Source organism: uncultured Methylobacterium sp. (assembly GCF_964244095.1).
Lineage (GTDB): Bacteria > Pseudomonadota > Alphaproteobacteria > Rhizobiales > Beijerinckiaceae > Methylobacterium.
Genome location: NZ_CAXTHR010000016.1, coordinates 23,917 through 45,406 on the forward strand (window position 1 = coordinate 23,917; position 21,490 = coordinate 45,406).

The window sequence follows — 21,490 nt, forward strand, 5'->3', positions numbered from 1 at the left end:
CGGCGCGCGTCACGAGCGGTAATCCCCGTTGATCTCGACGTAGCCCTTGGTGAGATCGCAGGTCCAGACCCGGGCCTGTCCCGAACCCAGCCCGAGGTCGACCCGGACGGTCACGTTCGGCTCGCGCATCACCGCGCCCGCGGCGTCCTCGCTGTAATCCGGGTCGCGCGCGCCCGCGACCGCGACCCGCACGTCGCCGAACCAGATCGCGAGGCGGTCGCGGTCGGCGGGCTCGCCGGCCTTGCCGACCGCCATGACCACGCGGCCCCAGTTGGCGTCCTCGCCGGCGACCGCGGTCTTCACCAGCGGCGAGTTGGCGATCGACATCGCGATGCGGTGGGCCGAGGCGTCGCTCTCGGCGCCGCCCACCGCGACGGTGACGAATTTCCGCGCGCCCTCGCCGTCCCGGGCGACGAGCTGCGCCAGCTCGATCAGGAGGTCGTCGAGCGCCGCGCGGAAGCCCGCGAGCCGCGGGTCGGCGGCATCCGCGACCGGCGCGGTGCCGGCGGCGCCGGTCGCAAACAGCATCAGCGTGTCGGAGGTCGAGGTGTCCCCGTCGACGGTCACGCAGTTGAAGCTCTTTCCCGCGCCCTGCGCCAGCATGGCCTGGAGCGCCGGCCGCGGCAGGGCGGCGTCGGTGAACACGAAGGCCAGCATCGTCGCCATGTCGGGGGCGATCATGCCCGCGCCCTTGGCGATGCCGTTGATCGTCACCGGCACGCCGTCGATCTCCGCCGTGCGGGTCGCGCATTTCGGGAAGGTGTCGGTGGTCATGATCGCGCGCGCGGCCGCCTCCCAGGCCGCGGCACCGCCCACGAGCCGGCCGGCGCAGACGTCGAGCACGCCCGCGAACTTGCGGGCATCCAGCGGCTCTCCGATCACGCCGGTCGAGGCGACGAAGACCTCGTGCTCCCGGCACCCGGCGGCCGCGGCGGCGATGCGCGCGGTCAGCGCCACGGCCTCGCGGCCGAGCCGTCCGGTGAACGCGTTGGCGTTCCCGGAATTGACGACCAGCACCCGGGCCGCGCCGCCGGCCAGCGCCTCGCGGCACCAGTCGACCGGCGCCGAGGGGCAGCGCGAACGGGTGAAGACGCCGGCGGCCTGCGTCCCCGGATCGAGCCCGACGTAGAGCACGTCGGTCCGGCCGGAATAGCGGATTCCGGCCTGCGCGGTGGCGAGGCCGACGCCGCGGATCGGCGGCAGCGCCGGCACCGACGCGGGGGCGAGCGGCGACACGGGGGGAGATTTTGCTGACGGCATCGATGTCCCTCTCCGGGCGTTCGCGCCGGATCGCGCGACGCGGCCGTGTTGCCCCGCCGGCCCGTCCGCGGTCAACCAGAGTGCTTCCCGACGAAGTGGACACCGGTTCGTCGCAAGGAAGCACGTCAAAACAAGAACCTGGAGCCGTGCCCGACCCAACGTGGTCGGGCACGGCTCCAGGTTGTGTGGACATTTACCGTGTCCATAGGACGATGGCGGCGAGCGTGACGACGGCGGCGTAGTTGCGCTCGGTCTTCTCGTAGCGGGTGGCGACGCGGCGGAACTGCTTGAGCTTGGCAAAGCAGCACGCGATGAGGTGGCGCTGCTTGTACGAGTCCTTATCGAAGGGATGCTTGAGCGCGCGGGAGGGGTTGTTCGGGATCACCGCCCGGGCGCGTTTCCCGGCGATGACCTTGCGCAAGGCGATCGCTGTCGTAGGCGGCATCGGCCATGACGACATCAGCCGGCAAGTCGGCGATCAAGCCGTCGGCCTGGGGGGCGTCGCCCCTCTGGCCCGCCGTCAGCGCGAAGCGCACCGGGCAACCAAGCCCGCGCACAGCAGGATGAATCTTGGTGCTCAGGCCGCCGCGCGAGCGTCCAAGCGCCTGATCAGACGGGGCTCGATCACCAGACCCCCCTTTTTAGCGCCAGCCGCATGTTGGTGGGCGCGCACGATGGTGGAATCCACGATCAGGTATTCGAAGTCCGGATCGTCCGACAGCGCCTCGAAGATACGCCACCACACCCCCTTCTGGCTCCAGCGGCTGAACCGGCGATACACGCTGTTCCACGCACCGAACGCCTCGGGCAGGTCGCGCCACGGCGAGCCGATGCGCACGATCCACAGGACGCCCTCGACAAACATCCGGTTGTCGCGGCCGGTCGAGCCCTTCGGGTCGGGCCGGCCGATGATCAGCGCCGCCATGCGCGCCCACTGCAGATCGCTGAGAACCAACCGATCCCAAACCCTCATGGCCGCCTCCAAAAGACAGCCTTGAATCACTCCCTAGCCGCTTTGTGAACCCCAAGAGTCCACACCGCCTAGAGCCGTGCCCGACCACGTTGGGTCGGGCACGGCTCTAAGGTCTTGTCGTGACGTGCTTCCTTGCGACGAACCGGCGTCCACTTCGTCGGGAAGCACTCTATCCGGCCTGTGCCGTCCGCGCGTCGGTGCGCCGCGCCGTCCAGCGGCCCGAGCACAGCGACGAGACCTTCCAGGTGCCGGCACCCCCCTGCGCCTGGAGCCGGCCCGCGGCCGCGCCGCGGGTCCCGCCGTTCGAGACGTCGAGGCCCACCGTGCCATCGGTCCCGACATGGCCGCTCATCCGTGTCCCGGCCTCGATCACTGAGACGAGTTGCACCTGCCCCTCGCGGATCGCCACGGCGTAGCTGTAGCGGGCGCGGCACAGGCCGCTCTCCGTAACGAGGTCCACCGCCCAGGTGCCGTTGTAGGCGCCCCACTCCGATGCCTCCGCCGCAGCCGGAAGGGACAGGACGGCGGCGAGGGCGAGACCCGCGAGCGTCTTCGACATTCAACTTGAACCTCTGAGAGAACGGCATGACATCCATGCGCCGCGACATGCGCGGCGCGATGCATCGCCATCGTTCATCCGTGATGACGCGGAAATGAACGATCCAGGCGGCGAGACTGTGACGCCGAAGCTTTTCGATGGAAGCTTTGCGGAACAGGGTTTTCCAGCGCAGTGATGGCCGGCTCGCGCGAAGAAAATGCGACCCTACAACGAGAGAGCATCCTCCGTGACCCGAAGGTCACGGAGGATGCTCTCGGGCCGTTCGTTTCGGGGCACAGAAACCTTCGGGATCGGCCGCGCGGGGGGCACAACCCGGATTGGTCCGCCACGGTTCGTGGCGGGCGTTCAGTCCGTCAGAGGGCGCGCCTCTTCGGGGAGCATGATCGGGATGCCGTCGCGGATCGGATAGGCGAGCTTGGCCGAGCGGCTGATCAGCTCCTGGCGCGCAACATCGTATTCGAGGGTGCCCTTGGTCAGCGGGCATACCAGGAGTTCAAGCAGCTTCGGATCGACAAGGGTCGCCTCGACGGGCGGCGCGCCTTGGACGGTCAAGCCTTCGGAAGTCGAGCCTTGGGAAGTCGGGTCCTGCGTCATTGTCCGGTCTCTCATGGAAAGGGTGACCGGGTGGTAGCCAAGGAACGCGGCCGCGTCACTGCATCGTCGACTCGGGGCCGGAACCGCGCACCATCTCCATCTCGGTGACCGCGACGAGGATCTCGGCGCGGCTCTTGAGGTCGGCGGCTTCGAGCATCGCCTGCTTCTCGCGCACGCCGAACGGGCTCATCATGCACAACGCGTTGACCAGCGCCTCGTTGGGCGCCTCCTCGATCCCGGCCCAATCGACCTTGAGGTCGTTGGAATCCACGAAGTCGCGCAACGCCCGGAGCACGCCCTCGCGGTCCACCGCTTCCTCGCCGGCCCGCGCCATGAAGTCGATGGAAAAGTCGTCGTAGGACACCTGGCAGCGGCGGTAGGCGCCTGTGGTGGAGAGCTCGCTCATGACCCGGAAGCGGCTGATGCCGGTGAGCGAGAGCAGGTAGCGTCCGTCGCTCGTCTCGGCGAACTGCGTGATGCGGCCAGCGCAGCCGACGCGGTAGAGCTTCGGGCTCATCGGCGACGTGCCGGCCTCGGCGTCCGGCTGGATCATGCCGATGATCCGGTCGGTGCGCAGGGCATCGTCCACCATCGCGAGATAGCGCGGCTCGAAGATGTTGAGCGGCATCTGCCCGCGCGGCAGCAGCAGCGCGCCCGGCAGGGGGAAGACCGGGATCACCGGCGGGCAATCGCCGGGCCCCTTGTAGCCCGCATGCGTACTCATGACATCTCCACCGGCATCCGGCTCAGGCGAACAGGAGCGTCGAGAGCTTGCGCCGCCCCCGGATCGCGGCCGGGTCCATCGGTCCCCAGGCCTCGAAGAACTGGAGCAACTGCTTGCGCGCCCCGTCCTCGTTCCAGGCACGGTCGCGGCGGATGATCTCGATCAGGTGATCGACGGCCTTCTCGCGCTCGTTGCGCGCGTTGAGGCCGAGCGCGAGGTCGAACCGGGCCTGATGCGCGTCCGGGTCCGCCTCCACCTCGGCCTGGAGACCGGCGAGGTCGCCGAGCGCGGCCGCCTGCTCCGCGAGTTCGATCGCGGCGCGGATGCCGGCGAGGCCCGGATCGGCGGCCTTCGCCTCTGGCACCATCGCCAGCACCTGCTTCGCGTTCTCGAGTTCGCCCGCGTCGAGCTGGATCTTGGCAAGGCCCGCGAGCGCCGGGATGTTGTCGGGCTGCTGGCCCAGCACCGCGGCGTAGAGCTCGGAGGCGCCGGCGAGGTCGCCCTCCTCCAGCGCGAGCGCGGCCTCGGCCATCACCCGGTCGAGCTCGCTCGGGCCGGCCAGGCGATCGAAGAACGCCTTGATCTGGCCCTCCGGGAGCACCCCTTCGAACATGTCGACGGGCCGGCCCTGATCGATGGCGACGACGGCCGGAACGCCCTGAAGGCCGAGTTGCTGGCCGATCTGTCCCCAGACCGCCGGATGCTCGTCGACGTTCATCTTCGCGAGCACGACCTTGCCGCCGGCCGCGTGGGCCATGCGCTCCAGGACGGCCATGAGTGCCTTGCACGCAGGCGCGCGCGGCGACCAGAAATTGACCAGCACCGGGCGGTGCATCGACTCGGCGATCACGTCCTGGCGGAAGCCGGCCGTGGTCGTATCCCTGACGAGGTCGGATGCACCCCGGAGTGCGTCCGTCGCGAGCGTGTCGTTGAGCATGCGGTCTGCGGCCTTGGGACTTTCTTCGTCAGACCCGATACATGGGACTCCCCCGGCCGCCTGACCAGTCCGGGCGGCCGGCTCTTCCGAGGACGCGGGCGGCTACCGGCCGGGCGCGCCGGGAGCGGCCCCGGCCTGCGTCAGGAAGGTCCCGGCGAAGGTCCGTCCGTCGATGGCCGTCGCCTCGCAGGTGATCGCCGTCCTGCCCGGCGCCGGCGTCGAGAAGGTGCAGGCGCCCACCGCCGGCGTCGGGTTGCGCACCACGCCCTTGTCGCTCGACGTGCCGGTCGTGACGAGGTTGATCGGCTGGAGCGGGTCGGTGTCGTCGGTGCGCTCCTGCTGGGCGCCGGTGCCGCTGAAGCTCAGCGTCCGGCCGTCGGTGGTCGCGAAGTCGAAGGTCGTGCGACGGCGCTCGGCGGTGTTGCCGAGCCTGGGCCTGCACTGCGCGGTCGCGTCCCGACCGTCGATGACGAGCGTCTCGCACGCGCCGTCCAGTTGCACCGCGGCCTGGGAACAGGCGGGGCCGGCGAGCGCCAGCGGCGCGGCGAGCAGGGCGAGGCGGCGAAGGGTTCTGGCGGTCGTCATGGCAGCCGATCTAACGCGCGCCGCGCGCCCGTCGAGCCCGCCTCACGCACCGAAGCGCAGGGCGCGGTCGTTCGGGACCTCGAAATCGAGCTCAGGGCCGAGCGGCACGATGCCGGTCGGGTTGATGGTCGGATGGCTCTCGTAATAGTGCCGCTTGATGTGGGTGAGGTTCACCGTTCCGGCCACCCCCGGCAGGGCGTGGAGGTCGCGCAGGTAGTTGGAGAGGTTGGGGTAGTCGGCGATCCGCCGCCGGTTGCACTTGAAGTGCCCGACATAGACCGCGTCGAACCGAACCAGCGTCGTGAACAGCCGGATGTCGGCCTCGGTGAGCCGCGCGCCGCAGAGGTAGCGCGCCCGGTCGAGCCGGGCCTCCAGCGCGTCGAGTTCGTCGAACAACGCCGCGAACGCCTCGGCATAGACGGACTGGTCCGTGGCGAAGCCGGCCTTGTAGACGCCGTTGTTGACCCGGTCGTAGACGCGGGCGTTCACGGCGTCGATCGCGTCGCGAAGGTCCTCAGGGTAGAGGTCGGGACCGGAGCCGCCGAAGGCCGCGTTCAGCATCCGGACGATCTCGGCCGACTCGTTCGAGACGACGGTGCCGCGCGCCCTGTCCCACAGCACCGGCACGGTGACGCGGCCGGTATAGGCGGGGTCGGCCGCAAGGTAGATTTCGTAGAGGCGGGACGCCCCGTTGACGGTGTCGGGTGTCGCGCCGGGCGAATCACCGAACACCCAGCCCTCTGCGCCCATGTGCGGATCGACCACCGAGACGGAGACCGCGTCCTCCAGGCACTTCAGCGCGCGCACGATCAGCGTGCGATGCGCCCACGGGCAGGCGAGCGAGACGTAGAGGTGGTAGCGGCCGGGCGCCGCCGCGAACCCGCCCTCTCCCGAGGGGCCGCGCGCGCCGTCCGCCGTGACCCAGTTGCGGAAGGCCGAGGCCTTGCGCTCGAAGCGCCCGCCGCTCGACGCGGTGTCGTACCACCGGTCCTGCCAGACGCCGTCGACGAGCAATCCCATGCGTTCGTCCGTTCCCTTGTCCGATGCGTTCGTCCCGCGCCACGATATCGTGCGCCGAACGTTCCAGTGCCCAGGGCCAACGCCCGCTCGAGGGCGTTGTCCACCTGCATCTCCAGTCCCGGCCCGATCCGCCAAGTCTCCCGGCCCGATCCGCCAAGTCCGCCTTGTCCTTCGCGGGGCGGAACCTCTCACGCAAGGCCGGCCGCTTGCAACCCTCTCCGCGCGGCGCCGGGAACGGGTGGCGCGGCGCTTGCGGGCGCTGGCGGGAAGGGCCGCTGGTGCTTGCGGGCGGGGCCGCTCCCGCGAAAGGACCGTGGAAAACGCTCGGACACGGCCTCGGGACACGGAGCATCAGAACACGATGTCGATGGCCTTTGCACTGCCCGTCGCCCTTCCCGTCGCCGAAGCGGCCGCGTTCACGGCGGGGTGCGCCCTGATCCACGCCCTGCGGCAACGAGCCGACGGGGTCACCGTGGCGCTCGCCGGGATCGTGGCGATCCTCGTCCTGTTGCTCGGCATCGCCTGCACCCCGGAGGCGCTCCCGACCGCGCAGGGCGACGGCGGCGTCGAGGAGACCAGCCTCGTGCAGCCGGGCTATTGAGGGCGATTCTCGACGGAGGGGCCACCCAGGGCAATCGGCGAACCCGATTGCCCTGGGTTCTTTGCTTGAACCTCAAGCGCCGGCGGCCGCATCCGGGCCTTGGCTATCGCTCCGCTCGACGCCTTGCAGGACTTGTCGTCCTGCAAAGCCCGCTCCGCGGGGCGCTCTTCGCGCCCGGAACGATGACAATCGGGTTTCAGCCGATTGCCCTGAGGGGCCACCGGCTCGTCGTCGGGAAGCGCGTCGAAACAGACCTAAGCATCATTGCCGCGAGGTGTCCCACGGTTCGTGGTCGAAAATGATGCGGCAACGAGAGAGAGCGAAGCAGGCTTGCGTGGGCGAAGCCACGAAAGCCTGCTTCGATACGCCGAACCGGCGTCCATTTCGGCGAAGGGCGCTTCAAGGACCGTCCTCGGCCGGAACGGGCGGCGCCGGCCCCCGTCCCGCCCTGCGGCCGGCGGCGACATCGAAATCGTCGCTCGGCAGGCGGGCGAGGAACCGCTCGGCCAGCTCGAACAGCAGGATGTCGGGCCGGACCCGCGCGATGTAGCCCCAGTCCAGGCTCGACGACCACACGAAGTGCACCTCGGCGAAGCTCTCGGCCAGCAACCCGGTGAGCAGGATCGGCGCGAAATGCGCGTAGGAATCGCCGAACAGCACGATGCGGCGCGGGTCGGCGGCGGGGTTGTCGTTGCGGTAGACCGCGTGCGCGCCGACATGCAGGTCCGACGCGCGGCCCGCCGCCTCGTAGGACGCGAGCAGCGCCCCGGTCCCGGCGCGCACCGCATCGCGCTGGATCTGCGGACGGACGATGCGCTCGACCGGGCGGCCCGGCAGCTTGTCGCCGAGATCCATCACCCGCGCATCGGCGACGACGGGACGCGTGCCGATGTCGGCGGGCGGGAGCGCGGCGACCGCCCGCATCACCTCGCGATAGGCGAGCAGGCAGCCCGCGGCCGACCAGTGCGTGTCGGTCCTGAGGTAGAGCGGCTCGGGGCCGTCGCGGGCGGCGCGGAAGGGGCCGAGCAGGTCGAGATAGGCGCCCTGGCCGGCAAGCCGCCGCGCGAGGCGCCGGGTCGAGGCCAAGCCGGCATCGTAGGGCAGGTCGCGCGTCATGTGGTCGTAGACCGAGAGCTTCTCCGGCACGATCATGTGGACGCAGCGTATACCGAGGCGCGCGGCGCGCGCGGCGCGGGCCTCGATCAGCCGTGCCCAGGCCCGCAGGTTCCACCAGTGCCGGAGCCCGCCGCGATACTGGTCCATGACGCTGTTGCTGCCCCCGGTGAGGAACAGCCAGCCGTCGCGCCCCTCGTGGACGGCGTCCCACCGGCGGGACGAGCGGGGACGCTTCGAGACCATGGCCGGTGCTTTAGCCGCAGCCCGGCTCGAGCGGAAGGCCGGAGCCGGTCCCGGCCGGAGCGCGTTTCCCGAGCATGGAACACGACCTCGCGGACATGCCTGTCACGCCCCTGCCTACCCCGTCCCCGCCCACATCGTTCCCGATCTACGCGCCGTCACCCGCCCGTCCCGCCCGTCTCTGGCGCCCGAAACGGGTCCTGGTGACGCCGGCGAGCCTGGAACACGCCCACGGACGCGCGATGCTCGCCCGCGCCGAGGGCCTCGGGCTTCACGTCGAGCGCCTGGCCGCCAACCGCCTCAGCGGATTGCGCGACGCCGACCCGCGGCGGGCCTACGCGGAGGCGAAGGCGACGCTCGCCCTCGTCGTCGCGCCGCCGACCAAGCTGCGGCTGCAGCCGATCCCGCCGTCCGCCGACTGGCGCTTCGACCTCGCCGAGGGCTGCCCGGCCCATTGCCAGTACTGCTACCTCGCGGGCTCGCTGTCCGGGCCGCCGGTGACGCGGGCCTACGCCAACCTCGACGCGATCCTTTCAAACCTCGGCGCCTATCTCGGGCAGGGCGCCGTCACCTCGGCGCAGGCGCCGCGGGCGCACGAAGGCACCACCTTCGAGGCGTCGTGCTACACCGACCCGCTCGGCATCGAGCACCTCACCGGGTCGCTCTCGGCGGCGATCCGGCATTTCGGCGCCTGGAAGGCGCCGGTGCAACTGCGCTTCACCACCAAGTTCGCCGCGGTCGAGCCGCTGCTGGACTTGGACCACGGGCGGCGCACGCGCATCCGCTTCTCGGTCAACGCCCGCGCCGCCGCGCGCTACGAGGGCGGCACCGCGAGCCTCGACGCGCGGCTCCGCGCGATGCGCGCCGCGGCGGAGGCGGGCTATCCGGTCGGGCTCACCATCGCGCCGATCCTGCCGGTGCCCGACTGGGCGGCGGGCTACGCCGCGCTGATCCGCGAGGCGGCCGCAGCACTTGCCGGGGTGCCCGACCTCGACCTGACGGCGGAACTGATCACCCACCGCTTCACCCCGGGCTCGAAGCAGGTGCTCGAGGGCTGGTATCCGGGCTCCGACCTGCCGCTGGACGAGGCCGCACGGTCGCGCAAGCTCACCAAATTTGGCTCCGTGAAGTACGTCTTCCCGAAGGACCTGATGCAGGCGATGCGCGAGAGCCTGTTCGCCTCGCTCGCCCGCGACCTGCCGGCCGCGCGCATCCTCTACTGGACCTGACCGCCCGCCGCGCCATCTCCCGCTTCGCGCCCCACCCAAGGCTCCGATGTCCGAACCGCCGACGCCGAGCCCCCTGATCCTGACGCTCGCCTTCGACGCGGACACGTTCGCGCAGTTCGACGGCCTGCGCCGGCGGCATTTCCCGGAAGCCCTGAACCGCATCCCGGCCCACGCCACCCTGTTCCATCACCTGCCGGGCGAGGACGAGGACGGCGTGCGCGAGACGATCGCGACGCTCGCGCGCGCGTTGCCGCCGCCGGAGGTGGCGGTAACAGGCCTGCGCTTCACCGGGCGCGGCGTCGCCTACGTCCTCGAATCCGAGGCGCTCTCCGGCTTCCGCGCCCGGCTCGCGAAGGCCTTCGACGGGCACCTCACCGCGCAGGACCGCCAGGGCTGGCGCCCGCACGTCACCGTGCAGAACAAGGTCGCCCCGGACACCGCTCGCGCGCTCCACGCCGCGCTCCGGCACGGCTTCGCCCCGTTCCGCTTCACCGCGCCGGCGACCCTGCTGTGGCGCTACCTCGGCGGGCCGTGGGAGGCGCGCGCACGGCTGCCGTTCGGAGAGAACGCGTGAGCGGGACCGCTACCGCGGCGTGGGTGATCGAAGCGCGACGACGCCGCTGCCCTCCCTCCTCTGAAAGGGGAGGGAAGACGCGCGTCTCCGTCATCGCCGGCCAGGGGATTTCCAACGGATGCGGGTGACAGGGACGCCGCGCCGCCATCCCGTCTTCACGCACGCCACGGCCGTCTGGCTGCGCCTGCGCCTCAACGAGGTCGGGCCGCTGCTGGCCCTGATCTGCGTCAGCGGGCTCGGCTACGGCTTCTTCGCGTTGGCCCACGAAGTCGGCGAGGGCTCGACCGAGGGGCTCGACCGCAAGATCCTCCTCTCCCTGCGCAACCCCGCCGACCTGTCCGACCCGATCGGGCCGCGCTGGCTGGAGGAGACGATGCGCGACATCACCGGGCTCGGCAGCGTCTTCACCATCGTGTTCCTGACGGTGGCGGTCGCCGCCTATCTCATGCTTTCGGGCAAACGCCGGGCGGGCTGGTTCGTGATCGGCGCGGTCGGCGGCGGCGAACTGGTCTCGACGGTGCTGAAACTGTTCTACCATCGCCCGCGGCCGGACCTCGTGCCGCACGGGATGGAGGTGTTCACCGCGAGCTTCCCGAGCGGCCACGCGATGATGTCGGCGATCGCCTACCTGACGCTGGCGACGCTGCTTGCCCGCATCGACCGCCGCCGGCGCGTGAAGGCGCTGGTCCTCGCCCTCGGGGTGACGGCGACCCTCCTCGTCGGGATCAGCCGGGTCTATCTCGGCGTCCACTGGCCGAGCGACGTGCTCGCCGGCTGGTGCGTCGGGGCCGCGTGGGCGTCCCTGTGCTGGTTCGTGGCGCTCCAGCTCCAGCGCAGGGGCGAGGTCGAGGCGCCGGACCCGCCGCCGGCAGCGTGAGGGAACCCCGCCCTCCGGCCCCACGTTCCCCGGCTCTCCCCCACGGCTGGACGGGAACGCATGGCGGACGAAAGCGGGCTCTCCCGACGCACCCTCCTCCGGGCCGGCGGCGTCACCCTCACCGGCGCGGCGCTCGCGGGCGCCGCCCCGGCGCAGGCGACCCCTCCGGGCCCGACGGTGCCGGCCGATACCGGCGCGGTCCAGGGCGGGCACGTGCAGTTCCCGAACTGGCGCGGGGCGGGCGACAAGCCGCCGGCCCCGACGCCCGCGCCGCAGCCGCCGGGCAAGCGCGTCGGCTACTGCGTCGTCGGCCTCGGCCGCCTCAGCCTCGACGAGATCCTGCCGGCGTTCGGCGCGGCGAAGCGTGCGCGCCTCGTCGCGGTGATGTCGGGGACGCCCGACAAGGCCAAGCTCGTGGCGCAGCAGTACGGCGTCCCCGAGAGCGCGGTCTACGGCTACGGCGACTGGGACGCGGTGAAGACGAACCCGGAGATCCAGGCGGTCTACGTCGTCACGCCGAATGCCGTGCACCGCGACAACGTCGTGGCGGCGGCCGGTGCCGGCAAGCACGTGCTCTGCGAGAAGCCGATGGCGGCCTCGTCCGAGGAGGCCCGCGCGATGATCGCGGCCTGCGCCCAGGCCAACGTCAAGCTGATGATCGCCTATCGCTGCCAGTACGAGCCCTACAACCGCGAAGTCGTGCGGATCGCGCGCTCGGGCGAGTTCGGCAAGCCGCGGATGATCCAGGCCTTCAACGGCCAGACCACGGGCCTGCCCGAGCAGTGGCGCCTGAAGAAGGCGCTCAGCGGCGGCGGCGCACTGCCCGACATCGGCCTGTACTGCCTCAACGGCGTCCGCGCGCTGCTGGGCGAGGAGCCGGACCTGATCCAGGCGCAGGTGCATGCGCCAGCCGACGACCCGAAGTTCCGCGAGGTCGAGGAGAGCGTGAGCTTCACCCTGCGCTTCCCGTCGGGCGTGTTGGCGCAGTGCATGACGAGCTACGGCGTCCATGAAGCGCGCCGCCTCACCGTGCACACGGCCGGCGCCGAGATCGACCTGCAGAACGCCTTCGCCTATGTCGGCCAGCGCCTCGTCGTCACCCACCGCGACGCCAAGGCGATTGCGCAGGATACGCGGGTGCTCGGTGCCAAGAACCAGTTCGCCCTGGAACTCGACCACTTCGCCCGCTGCATCCAGGAGAACCGCCGCCCGCGCACGCCGGGCGAGGAGGGCCTTCAGGATCAGGTGCTGATGGAGGCGATCTACGAGGCCGCCCGCACCGGTGCGCCGGTGAAGGTGTCGCCGCCCGGCGCGGGCGGCGGCCTCGACGCGACCCGCGGCCCGGAGCCGGACGAGGCGGGCTGAGGCGTCTCCACATCCGCGCCGTCGGAGGGCGGCCGTGGGCGACGGGACCTCGGAGCCCGTCCTGCGCCGGTGCCCGCCCGGTGGGTTATTTTACCGCCGCGCCCCCTGGTCTTCCAAGCCTTCGCGCGCCAGAGTCCGGCGATGCACGACGGCGCCCGCGTGGAGATCACCCCGGAGATCCTGCTCAAGGCCTATGCCGCGGGCATCTTCCCGATGGCCGAGGACGCCGACGACCCGACGCTCTACTGGGTCGAGCCCCGCGCCCGCGGCGTGCTGCCGCTCGACGGGTTCCGCGTCTCGCGCCGGCTCGCCCGCACGGTGCGTTCCGACGTGTTCGAGGTCCGCAGCGACACCGATTTCGATCGCGTGATCGCCGGTTGCGCCGCCCCGCGCCGGGAGAGCGAGCGCACCTGGATCAACGGCCGCATCCGCGAGCTCTACGGCGCCCTGTTCGACCGCGGTCACGCCCACACCATCGAGGTCTACGCGGGCGAACCGCGACGGCTCGTCGGCGGGCTCTACGGGGTGTCGCTCGGCGCCGCCTTCTTCGGCGAGAGCATGTTCCACGAGGTCCGCGACGCCTCGAAGGTGGCGCTGGTCCACCTGATGGCGCGGCTCAGGGCCGCCGGCTACCGGCTCGCCGACACGCAGTTCGTCACCGAACACCTCGCACAGTTCGGCGCCGAGGAACTGCCGCGTCACGTCTACAAGCGGCGGCTCGCCGAGGCGCTCGGCGCGGAAGCCGACTGGACCGCGTGGCCCCGCGACGGCAGCGTCCGCGGGGCGCAGGTGCTCGCCGGCCTCGTCGGGGCGGCGGGGCCTCGGCCGTCGGAGCCTGTTCCCTGATCTTGGCATTACGCACCAGGCTTGTCTCCGTGCCGGCGCGCATCCGCTTCACGCGAGCCGGCATCAGCCCGGCTCGGGACTGCTCTCAGCGGAAGATCGCGTCGAAGAGCGATTGCGGCGGCTGCGGTTGCGGCGGGGCCGCCGCCGGGCCCTCGTTCGACGGGAAGAACTTTCGCGACGGCTTCTGGCGCGGCTGCACCGGTACGCCGCGCGGCGCCTCGACGTCGACCTGGCCCGCCGCGTTGACCTGCTGCGCGGTCTTGGTCGCATCCCGCGCGCGCTTCGGGCGCTCGGGCTTGGCCGCCATCGCGGGCACGTCCTCCTGCTCGCGGGCCTCGGCGATGATGTCGCTGCCGCCTTTGCAATCGACCAGCCACACGTCGTAGATCGGGTGCTCGATGGCGTGGAGGCCGGGGCTGGCCGCGAACATCCAGCCGGTGAAGATCCGGCGGTACTTGTTCTCCAGCGTCACCTCGTCGACCTCGAGGAAGGCCGTGGTCCTGGCGCTCTCGGTCGGCGGGCGGGTGTAGCAGACCCGCGGGGTGAGCTGCAGCGCGCCGAACTGCACGGTCTCGTCCACCGCCACCTCGAAGGAGACGATGCGGCCGGTGATCTTGTCGAGGCCGGAGAACACCGCCGTCTGGTTCTTGATCTTGTCGGCGGCGGCGGGCAGCGCCCAGAGCGCGACGGCGGCGAGGCCGAGCGCGGCGCGTGCGGTGATGCGGCTCAAGGCACGCCCCTCTCGAACTGGACGGCGCAGGCCGTGGCCGGCGCAATCGGCGCCTTCAACACGGGAACGGTGGTGGAAAAAGGGCGTGGCGGACGCGAGCCCGACGCGGATGGATCGGGTTGGGTCACGATTCTACGGAAGCGTGGCGGAGGTTATCCGCTTGCTCGGGCGCGAGGTCAGGAAATCAGCAACGCCATCCCGCCCGGCCTTGACCTGCCAGACCGTGAGAAGCTTCGCGTCCCGCCCGTTCGGAGCGGCCATGGGACCGTCGAAGAGAAACTTACAGTCTCTCACAAAACGCCCGACGCACCGTAGGCACCCGAGCGAAGGGCATCGGCTTTAAACATTGCTCACTGCACATCCACCGCATTGTCCTCTAGATGCCAGTGATTAAATCAATTCTTCCCTACGAAGCAGCGATTAACAACGCCACTTCGTAGAAATACGATAATATAATATGCTATTCAAGCGCTAATTTAATTTCCATGATATTATTTGCGTTTACGGGCAATTATTGTTGGTCTCCGAGCCATAGTTGGGCCATTTGCTCCGTCATTGTGTCGCGCTTGAGCGAATTTAACTTCCATATCGAAACCAAGATTATCAAATATACGTCTGTATAAACCTTCAGATAGCTGCCACCAAGCATAATTAAAATTATGATTAGTCCAATCAGTCATAGGCTTCATATATAAATCGCTTCCTTCGGCCATATCTGTAAACGGAATAAGAACAGCTTCTTTCGCAATTTTTGTCCAGGCGCCAATTGAGTATACCGGATCTGATAAGTGCTCTATGATAGCCCCGGCCATTACTACATCAAATGATAAATCCCATTCGTAAAGATCTGTTAGTGGCGCATAAATACATCTAGCATTACTAGAAAATTTACTCCAACTATACCACCAAGAATTTTTTATGGGGATTAAGTTATTCTGATTCCAATGATCTTGAGACTGTTTTATATTTTTGTATGACTCGGATACAGCAAAAGGCACATGCCTAAATTCTTTGGTTGTTGCTGCATCCAATGCAGTAACAATAGCGCCGGCCTTTTCTGCATTAAATGCTAAAAACCCAGAGGCCGTTCCAACGTCTAAAACAGTTTTTCCTGATAAATCGTACCCTCCAATATATTCGTTAAAATCAGCAATGGTCCAGCTTCCTTCAATATGATCACCGTCTGGAAATGATGTAGTATGGTACCAGTAGCATTTATCTTTTTCGATATTGGTCCAAGGAATTTCATAAACTGGTATCAATTTACTCTCCAAGTTTTGCCAAAAATTTTGGGCTTATTCATCTACTGTTTAACTTCGGGGCGTATGGCCTCCAAACTCGGTCGGGACGTCTCCGTTTTTCGCGCTTCCGCCATTGCTGTAGCGACCTCAGGACACTCGCCACGCGAGACTGCTACAGGGCCGTTTGTCATCTGCAAACGAGCGCAATTCTCCATGGCCCCGACTAGCCCTGCGACTTCACCGTAAGGTCGACTGTCAAGATATTTCCTGATCTCTGTAAGTAAAGCAGACGGCATCATGAGAGTTCGCGGCATCTCGACCGCAAAAGAGAATTTTACGCTTGCGAAAGTTATAAAAGTAAAAATTAAGATTCTCATGATAAGCTCTGCCCATTGGTAAAAACATTAATACTCTATTAAAAATTTTGTAATTGAACTCTTTTCCATGAGTTCGTATTTACGCAAAAATTGACATAATTTATATCAAAAACAATTTGCCCTTGTGTACATGGGAGAGTCGAGTATGGAACAGTTCCAGGAGTTACGATCAACGCGCCTGCATAAACACCACCTCCACCATCCACTCTGAAGCCAGGTGCGAGAATAGAGAACTGTGAATAGGAACCACTGAGAGTTAGGCCATATGCATGTGAGCTAATATCTCTTATCAGATAAGTCGAGGCTGTTTCGTTCTGAATAGAAGCGACATTGATCCCGGACGCGCTTGCTCCTGGAGGCTGAGAAAATCTCAGACCAACTTCCCAAAGCGAAAAATTCCCGGATCCTCCGGCAATTTCTATGGCAGTGTTGTTCATATAATTTCCAGACCCGTTGAGCAGAAGACCAACTGCTCGATTGGGAGATTGATATACGGAACCTCCCCGTGGGGCGTCGGAATTATTGAGATCAATCTCGATACCGTTAATTTGTGCGGTGTTCGTAAAGCTGCCTTGTGGAGCCAAACTTGCGACGACGTTGGCACCGAATACAGGGCCGGACCCCGGTTGGGCGACAGCTTCTGATACGAGGCCAACTTTATAGAAACTCTGATCGATGCCGCCGCCAGCCGTTCCCTGCACAGAGATATAAATTCCTGCCTCTGCCGCATCTGAACGAGCGGCATTGAATATTGATGTGATCGAAGAGTATTGTGTCAGTCCCGCAAAGGTATATGGCGTTAAGCCCGACTCGGTTGAAATGAAATTAGAGGCTTTTGCGACGTACTTTCCTCCACTATATGTACCGATCTGCGGTCCATTCTGGAAGAATAAACTTCCTGAGGAATCAACTGTTGCTGGACCAAATACTTGATCTGAAGATGCGGGTGTTGCGAGCAAGGTGGCCGCAACACCTAGCAGGGCCCTGAAACGGTGCATGGATGCATCCTTTTCGACTTTATTAGGTTTCATAAAATGGCCCTCAGCCGATCCTAGATCAAATTTTATTTATAGCAAATAGGAAGACAAAGGACCGTAATTACCCACTCCCTTGCGCGGGTGGGGTTTCGCTGATTCCCTCGTGTGATGGGCCGAAGTGATCTTAAACGGCTGAGCCGTGAGGAGTTGATCGAACTGGTGCTGCGATTGCAGCGTCCGGAGAAGACCTCGCACCTCCTCGAAGCCGCCGGCGACCGATCCTAGGAGCGCCGGGAGCAAGCCTAGCACGGTGAGGCCAAGCCGGGTCTGAGGGCCATAGCCGCGTGCTGAGCGATGATCTCGATGCTGTCGTCGAGTATCGTCCGGATCGCTGCTCATGCTGTGGGAGCGCTCTGCACACGGAACTGTCGGCCGAGACCGCCATCCGCACCGTCGTCGACATCGCGCGCCTCACAGGTGGCAGCCCTTTCAGAATCATCCTTAAACCCGTCGACGCCTGAACCCAGGCTCGGCGAACGACTCTAGTCGCCCGGCGTCCACGGCACGTAGTCGCCGGTGGCGGCAGGGCGCGCGCCCCAGGCCAGTTGCGAGCCTTTCGGCCGGTAGGCGTCGGCCGAGCCGGTGCGGTTCTCCACGTGCGGCTTCTCCCACGCGCGGGGCGCGTAGCTCTCCTCGCTCGGGGGCAGGTCGACGTTGTGGCAGAGCCAGCCGCGCCAGCCCGGCGGGACCTTCGAGGCGTCGGCGTAGCCGTTGTAGACCACCCAGCGCCGCTCCGAGCCGACCGAGCGGTCGATCAGCGCCCCTTGCGCGCGGTAATACGTGTTGCCGTGGTCGTCGCGGCCGACGAAGTTCCCGCTGCGCGCGGTGTAGAACGCGAGCGACATCGTCTGCCCGTTCCACCACGTGAAGATGCGCAGCAGCGTGTCCTTGAGCGCCATCGCCGTCCTCGAGCCATCCGGCGCGCCGCGACCGAAGCCGGCGCGCACCGCGCAGTTATGGTGAGCGGACGCGCGCGAGTCCAGAACCAGATCCGGAATCAGTCGGTGATGCAGGGCGCCGAGCGGTGTCGCCCGCCGGCCATGCCGGGCCGGGCTCGGACCCGTCATGCGACGCGAAGCCCCGGCCGGCGCGCCGCCGCTGTGGACGCAAAATTTTTCCGCACGGAATCCGACAGGCCGAAAGGAGACTTGCGCGAAGGCCGGACTTGTCCACAGCCTTGTCGCCGAGAACACAACATCTAGCGGGGAACATAGCCGGCGCACACCACTTGTTGACGTGAAGGCCGACGCGGCGTTAAGCTCTTGACCGTGGTTCAGGAGCGCCGACCCGTCGGGTCAACGCGCTCGGAGCCGTCTTCCTTCAGCGTCCGCCGGGCCGCCGCCATCCAGGCGCACGGCTCCGGACATCCGGAACCAACCCCGCGACGTCGCGGGACGGGGCGTCCTGCCCCGTCGGGAGAGGTGTGTTTCATGCGGTTCGAGCGTCGTTACACCACGTCCGGTTCCTCGCCCTACGCGGGCGTCCCGTTCCGCAAGGCGCTCTCCGAGATCCGCAACCCGGACGGCTCGACGGTGTTCCGCCTCGACGGCATCTCGGTGCCGGAGGGCTGGAGCCAGGTCGCCAGCGACGTGCTCGCCCAGAAGTATTTCCGCAAGGCCGGCGTGCCGACGCGCCTGCGCAGGGTCGAGGAGAACGCCGTCCCGTCGTTCCTGTGGCGCTCCGTGCCCGACGAGGCGGCACTCGCAGAGCTGCCCGAGGACCAGCGCACCGGCTCCGAGATTTCCGCGACGCAGGTGTTCGACCGGCTCGCCGGGTGCTGGACCTACTGGGGCTGGAAGGGCGGCTACTTCACCTCGGAAGGTGACGCGTCCGCCTTCATGGACGAGCTGCGCTTCATGCTCGCCAAGCAGATGGTCGCGCCGAACTCGCCGCAATGGTTCAACACCGGCCTGCACTGGGCCTACGGCATCGACGGCCCGAGCCAGGGCCACTACTACGTCGATCACGAGACCGGCGTGCTGACGAAGTCGGCCACCGCCTACGAGCATCCGCAGCCGCATGCCTGCTTCATCCAGTCGGTCCAGGACGACCTCGTCAACGAGGGCGGCATCATGGACCTGTGGGTGCGCGAGGCGCGCCTGTTCAAGTACGGCTCCGGCACCGGCTCGAACTTCTCGTTGTTGCGGGGCGAGAACGAGAAGCTCGGCGGCGGCGGCAAGTCGTCCGGGCTGATGTCCTTCCTCAAGATCGGCGACCGGGCGGCGGGCGCGATCAAGTCCGGCGGCACCACGCGGCGCGCCGCCAAGATGGTGATCGTCGACATCGACCACCCCGACATCGAGCAGTTCATCGACTGGAAGGTCAAGGAGGAGCAGAAGGTCGCAGCCCTGGTCACCGGCTCCAAGGTCGTCTCCAAGCACCTCACCGCGGTGATGAAGGCCTGCACCCAGTGCGAGGCGGAAGGCGACGCCTGCTTCGACCCCGAGCGCAACCCGGCGCTCAAGCGCGAGATCAGGGCCGCGCGTAAGGCGTCGGTGCCGGACAGCTACACCAAGCGCGTGGTGCAGTTCGCGCGCCAGGGTTTTACGAAGATCGACTTCCCGGTCTACGACACCGACTGGGATTCGGAGGCTTACCTGACGGTCGCCGGCCAGAACTCTAACAACTCCGTCTCGCTCACCGACGATTTTCTGCGCGCGGTGGAGGCGGATGGCGACTGGCTGCTGAAGGACCGCAACTCGGAGAAGGTCAAGTCGGTCGGCGCCCGCCACCTGTGGGACAAGATCGGCGAGGCGGCCTGGGCCTCGGCCGATCCGGGGCTGCACTTCAACACCACGATGAACGATTGGCACACCTGCCCGGTGGGCGGGCGGATTCGGGCCTCGAACCCGTGCTCCGAGTACATGTTCCTCGACGACACAGCCTGCAACCTGGCCTCGGCCAACCTGCTGACGCTGTACGACCGGCAGACCAAGCACTTCGACGGGGAGGCGTTCGAGCACGTCTGCCGCCTGTGGACGGTGGTGCTCGAGATCTCGGTGACGATGGCGCAGTTCCCCTCAAGAGAGATCGCCGAGCTGTCCTACAAGTACCGCACGCTGGGCCTCGGCTACGCGAACATCGGCGGCCTGCTGATGACGATGGGCCTGCCCTACGACTCGGACGAGGGCCGGGCGCTGGCCGGCGCGCTGACCGCGATCATGACCGGCGTGGCCTACGCGACGTCGGCCGAGATGGCGGCCGAACTCGGCCCCTTCCCCGGCTACGAGGATAACGCGGACGCCATGCTCAAGGTGATCCGCAACCACCGCCGCGCCGCGCATGGCGAGCACGCGGGCTACGAGTTCCTCAGCATCGCGCCGGTGCCGCTGGACATCGCCAACATCCCGCAAGGGGATCTGGCCGCGCATGCGAAGGCTGCCTGGGACAAGGCCCTGGCGCTCGGCGAGGAGCACGGTTTCCGGAATGCGCAGGCGACCGTCATCGCCCCCACGGGGACGATAGGTCTGGTGATGGACTGCGACACGACGGGCATCGAACCGGACTTCGCCCTGGTGAAGTTCAAAAAACTCGCCGGCGGCGGCTACTTCAAGATCATCAACCAGGCGGCGCCCGACGCGCTGCGGGCGCTCGGCTACCGCGAGGCCGAGATCGCCGAGATCGAGGCCTACGCCGTCGGCCACGGCTCGATGGGGCAGGCGCCGGCGATCAACCCCGGTTCCTTGCGCGCCCGCGGCTTCACCGACGACAGGATCGCGTCGATCGAGGCCGGGCTGAAGTCGGCCTTCGACATCAAGTTCGTGTTCAACCGCTGGACGTTGGGCGACAGCTTCCTCACCGACACCCTGAAGGTGCCGACGGAAAAACTCTCCGACCCGGCGTTCGAGCTGCTGCCGTTCCTTGGGTTCTCAAAGGCCGACATCGACGCCGCGAACGTGCATGTCTGCGGGGCGATGACGCTGGAGGGCGCGCCCTACCTGAAGCCCGAGCATTACGCGGTGTTCGATTGCGCCAACCCCTGCGGACGCACGGGCAAACGCTACCTCTCGGTCGAGAGCCACATCCGCATGATGGCGGCGGCGCAGCCGTTCATCTCGGGAGCGATCTCGAAGACGATCAACATGCCCAACGACGCCACGGTGGAGGATTGCAAGGCGGCCTACATGCTGTCCTGGCGCTTGGCGCTGAAGGCCAACGCCCTCTACCGCGACGGCTCCAAGCTGTCGCAGCCGCTGAACTCCGCTCTCATCCAGGATGAGGACGACGACGAGGATGCGGTCGAGGCGCTGATCCAGGCGCCGGCCGCGGCGAAGGCCACGCAGCTCGCCGAAAAGATCGTCGAGCGGGTGATCGAGCGCGTCGAGCGCATCCGCTCGCGCGAGAAGCTGCCGCACCGGCGGAAAGGGTACACCCAGAAGGCGGTGGTCGGCGGCCACAAGGTGTACCTGCGCACCGGCGAGTACGACGACGGCCGCATCGGCGAGATCTTCATCGACATGCACAAGGAGGGCGCGGCCTTCCGCAGCCTGATGAACAACTTCGCCATCGCGATCTCGCTCGGACTCCAGTACGGCGTGCCGCTGGAGGAATACGTCGAGGCCTTCACCTTCACCCGCTTCGAGCCGGCGGGCTTCGTGCAGGGCA

The 21,490-nt window shown here is 67.3% G+C and carries 19 protein-coding genes and 2 pseudogenes; 8 read left to right on the forward strand and 13 right to left on the reverse strand.

All coding sequences use genetic code 11. The features are described from left to right. Nucleotides 1-9: 9 nt before the first annotated feature. The 8 genes and pseudogenes from argJ to ACFE86_RS04595 all read right to left on the reverse strand — a co-directional run bounded on the left by argJ (nt 10) and on the right by ACFE86_RS04595 (nt 6,652). Nucleotides 10-1,260: a bifunctional glutamate N-acetyltransferase/amino-acid acetyltransferase ArgJ gene (gene argJ / locus ACFE86_RS04560; protein ID WP_375454137.1), complete on the reverse strand. Its 1,251-nt coding sequence runs from the start codon at nt 1,258-1,260 to the stop codon at nt 10-12. Nucleotides 1,261-1,453: 193 nt separating this feature from the next. Then, nucleotides 1,454-2,233 (reverse strand): annotated as a pseudogene (locus tag ACFE86_RS04565) (IS5 family transposase). A 169-nt stretch (nt 2,234-2,402) separates the two neighbouring features. Next, a complete protein-coding gene (locus ACFE86_RS04570; protein WP_375454138.1) occupies nt 2,403-2,792 on the reverse strand; it encodes a hypothetical protein in 390 nt (129 codons plus the stop codon). Nucleotides 2,793-3,137: 345 nt separating this feature from the next. Then, the gene (locus tag ACFE86_RS04575; RefSeq protein WP_375454139.1) at nt 3,138-3,386 is read right to left on the reverse strand and encodes a Trm112 family protein; all 249 of its coding nucleotides are present in this window, start codon (nt 3,384-3,386) and stop codon (nt 3,138-3,140) included. A 55-nt stretch (nt 3,387-3,441) separates the two neighbouring features. Then, nucleotides 3,442-4,110 carry an LON peptidase substrate-binding domain-containing protein gene (locus ACFE86_RS04580; protein WP_375454140.1) on the reverse strand — a complete coding sequence of 223 codons (669 nt, stop codon included), beginning with the start codon at nt 4,108-4,110 and terminating at the stop codon, nt 3,442-3,444. Nucleotides 4,111-4,132: 22 nt separating this feature from the next. Further along, the gene (locus tag ACFE86_RS04585; RefSeq protein ID WP_375454141.1) at nt 4,133-5,047 is read right to left on the reverse strand and encodes a tetratricopeptide repeat protein; all 915 of its coding nucleotides are present in this window, start codon (nt 5,045-5,047) and stop codon (nt 4,133-4,135) included. A 102-nt stretch (nt 5,048-5,149) separates the two neighbouring features. Beyond that, nucleotides 5,150-5,632: a hypothetical protein gene (locus tag ACFE86_RS04590; protein WP_375454142.1), complete on the reverse strand. Its 483-nt coding sequence runs from the start codon at nt 5,630-5,632 to the stop codon at nt 5,150-5,152. Nucleotides 5,633-5,674: 42 nt separating this feature from the next. Next, complete coding sequence (locus tag ACFE86_RS04595) at nt 5,675-6,652, reverse strand: glutathione S-transferase family protein (RefSeq protein ID WP_375454143.1); 978 nt, start codon at nt 6,650-6,652, stop codon at nt 5,675-5,677. A 361-nt stretch (nt 6,653-7,013) separates the two neighbouring features. Between ACFE86_RS04595 and ACFE86_RS04600 the strand changes: the two genes are divergently transcribed. Continuing rightward, nucleotides 7,014-7,253, forward strand: a complete 240-nt coding sequence (locus ACFE86_RS04600; RefSeq protein WP_375454144.1) for a hypothetical protein — start codon at nt 7,014-7,016, stop codon at nt 7,251-7,253. Nucleotides 7,254-7,652: 399 nt separating this feature from the next. Here the strand turns inward: ACFE86_RS04600 and ACFE86_RS04605 are convergent, their stop codons facing one another. Then, complete coding sequence (locus ACFE86_RS04605) at nt 7,653-8,612, reverse strand: hypothetical protein (protein WP_375454145.1); 960 nt, start codon at nt 8,610-8,612, stop codon at nt 7,653-7,655. A 95-nt stretch (nt 8,613-8,707) separates the two neighbouring features. Here ACFE86_RS04605 and ACFE86_RS04610 point away from each other — a divergent pair, with 95 nt between their 5' ends. From ACFE86_RS04610 to aat, 5 genes are all read left to right on the forward strand, one after another. Next, nucleotides 8,708-9,838 (forward strand): radical SAM protein, encoded by a 1,131-nt coding sequence (locus ACFE86_RS04610; RefSeq protein ID WP_375454146.1) that lies wholly within the window; start codon nt 8,708-8,710, stop codon nt 9,836-9,838. A gap of 46 nt (nt 9,839-9,884) precedes the next feature. Continuing rightward, nucleotides 9,885-10,412, forward strand: a complete 528-nt coding sequence (locus ACFE86_RS04615; protein WP_375454147.1) for a 2'-5' RNA ligase family protein — start codon at nt 9,885-9,887, stop codon at nt 10,410-10,412. 118 nt (nt 10,413-10,530) lie between these two features. Next, nucleotides 10,531-11,289, forward strand: a complete 759-nt coding sequence (locus ACFE86_RS04620) for a phosphatase PAP2 family protein (RefSeq protein ID WP_375454148.1) — start codon at nt 10,531-10,533, stop codon at nt 11,287-11,289. Between the two features lie 60 nt (nt 11,290-11,349). Then, the gene (locus ACFE86_RS04625; protein ID WP_375454149.1) at nt 11,350-12,654 is read left to right on the forward strand and encodes a Gfo/Idh/MocA family protein; all 1,305 of its coding nucleotides are present in this window, start codon (nt 11,350-11,352) and stop codon (nt 12,652-12,654) included. A 141-nt stretch (nt 12,655-12,795) separates the two neighbouring features. Continuing rightward, a complete protein-coding gene (gene aat, locus ACFE86_RS04630; protein WP_375454150.1) occupies nt 12,796-13,500 on the forward strand; it encodes a leucyl/phenylalanyl-tRNA--protein transferase in 705 nt (234 codons plus the stop codon). An 85-nt stretch (nt 13,501-13,585) separates the two neighbouring features. Here aat and ACFE86_RS04635 read toward each other — a convergent pair whose 3' ends face one another. The 3 genes from ACFE86_RS04635 to ACFE86_RS04645 form a co-directional block, all read right to left on the reverse strand. Next, a complete protein-coding gene (locus tag ACFE86_RS04635) occupies nt 13,586-14,230 on the reverse strand; it encodes a DUF2155 domain-containing protein (RefSeq protein WP_375454151.1) in 645 nt (214 codons plus the stop codon). Nucleotides 14,231-14,721: 491 nt separating this feature from the next. Next, nucleotides 14,722-15,504 (reverse strand): class I SAM-dependent methyltransferase, encoded by a 783-nt coding sequence (locus ACFE86_RS04640; RefSeq protein WP_375454152.1) that lies wholly within the window; start codon nt 15,502-15,504, stop codon nt 14,722-14,724. Nucleotides 15,505-15,886: 382 nt separating this feature from the next. Then, nucleotides 15,887-16,846: a hypothetical protein gene (locus ACFE86_RS04645; RefSeq protein WP_375454153.1), complete on the reverse strand. Its 960-nt coding sequence runs from the start codon at nt 16,844-16,846 to the stop codon at nt 15,887-15,889. Nucleotides 16,847-16,993: 147 nt separating this feature from the next. Between ACFE86_RS04645 and ACFE86_RS04650 the strand changes: the two are divergent. Then, nucleotides 16,994-17,262, forward strand: a pseudogene (locus tag ACFE86_RS04650) (IS66 family transposase); the annotation flags it as partial. A 105-nt stretch (nt 17,263-17,367) separates the two neighbouring features. On the opposite strand, the gene ACFE86_RS04655 reads toward ACFE86_RS04650, so the two are convergent. Next, the gene (locus ACFE86_RS04655) at nt 17,368-17,784 is read right to left on the reverse strand and encodes an NADH:ubiquinone oxidoreductase subunit NDUFA12 (protein WP_375454154.1); all 417 of its coding nucleotides are present in this window, start codon (nt 17,782-17,784) and stop codon (nt 17,368-17,370) included. 531 nt (nt 17,785-18,315) lie between these two features. Here ACFE86_RS04655 and ACFE86_RS04660 point away from each other — a divergent pair. Next, the coding region (locus ACFE86_RS04660; protein ID WP_375454155.1) for a vitamin B12-dependent ribonucleotide reductase at nt 18,316-21,490 on the forward strand (3,175 nt) is incomplete at its 3' end.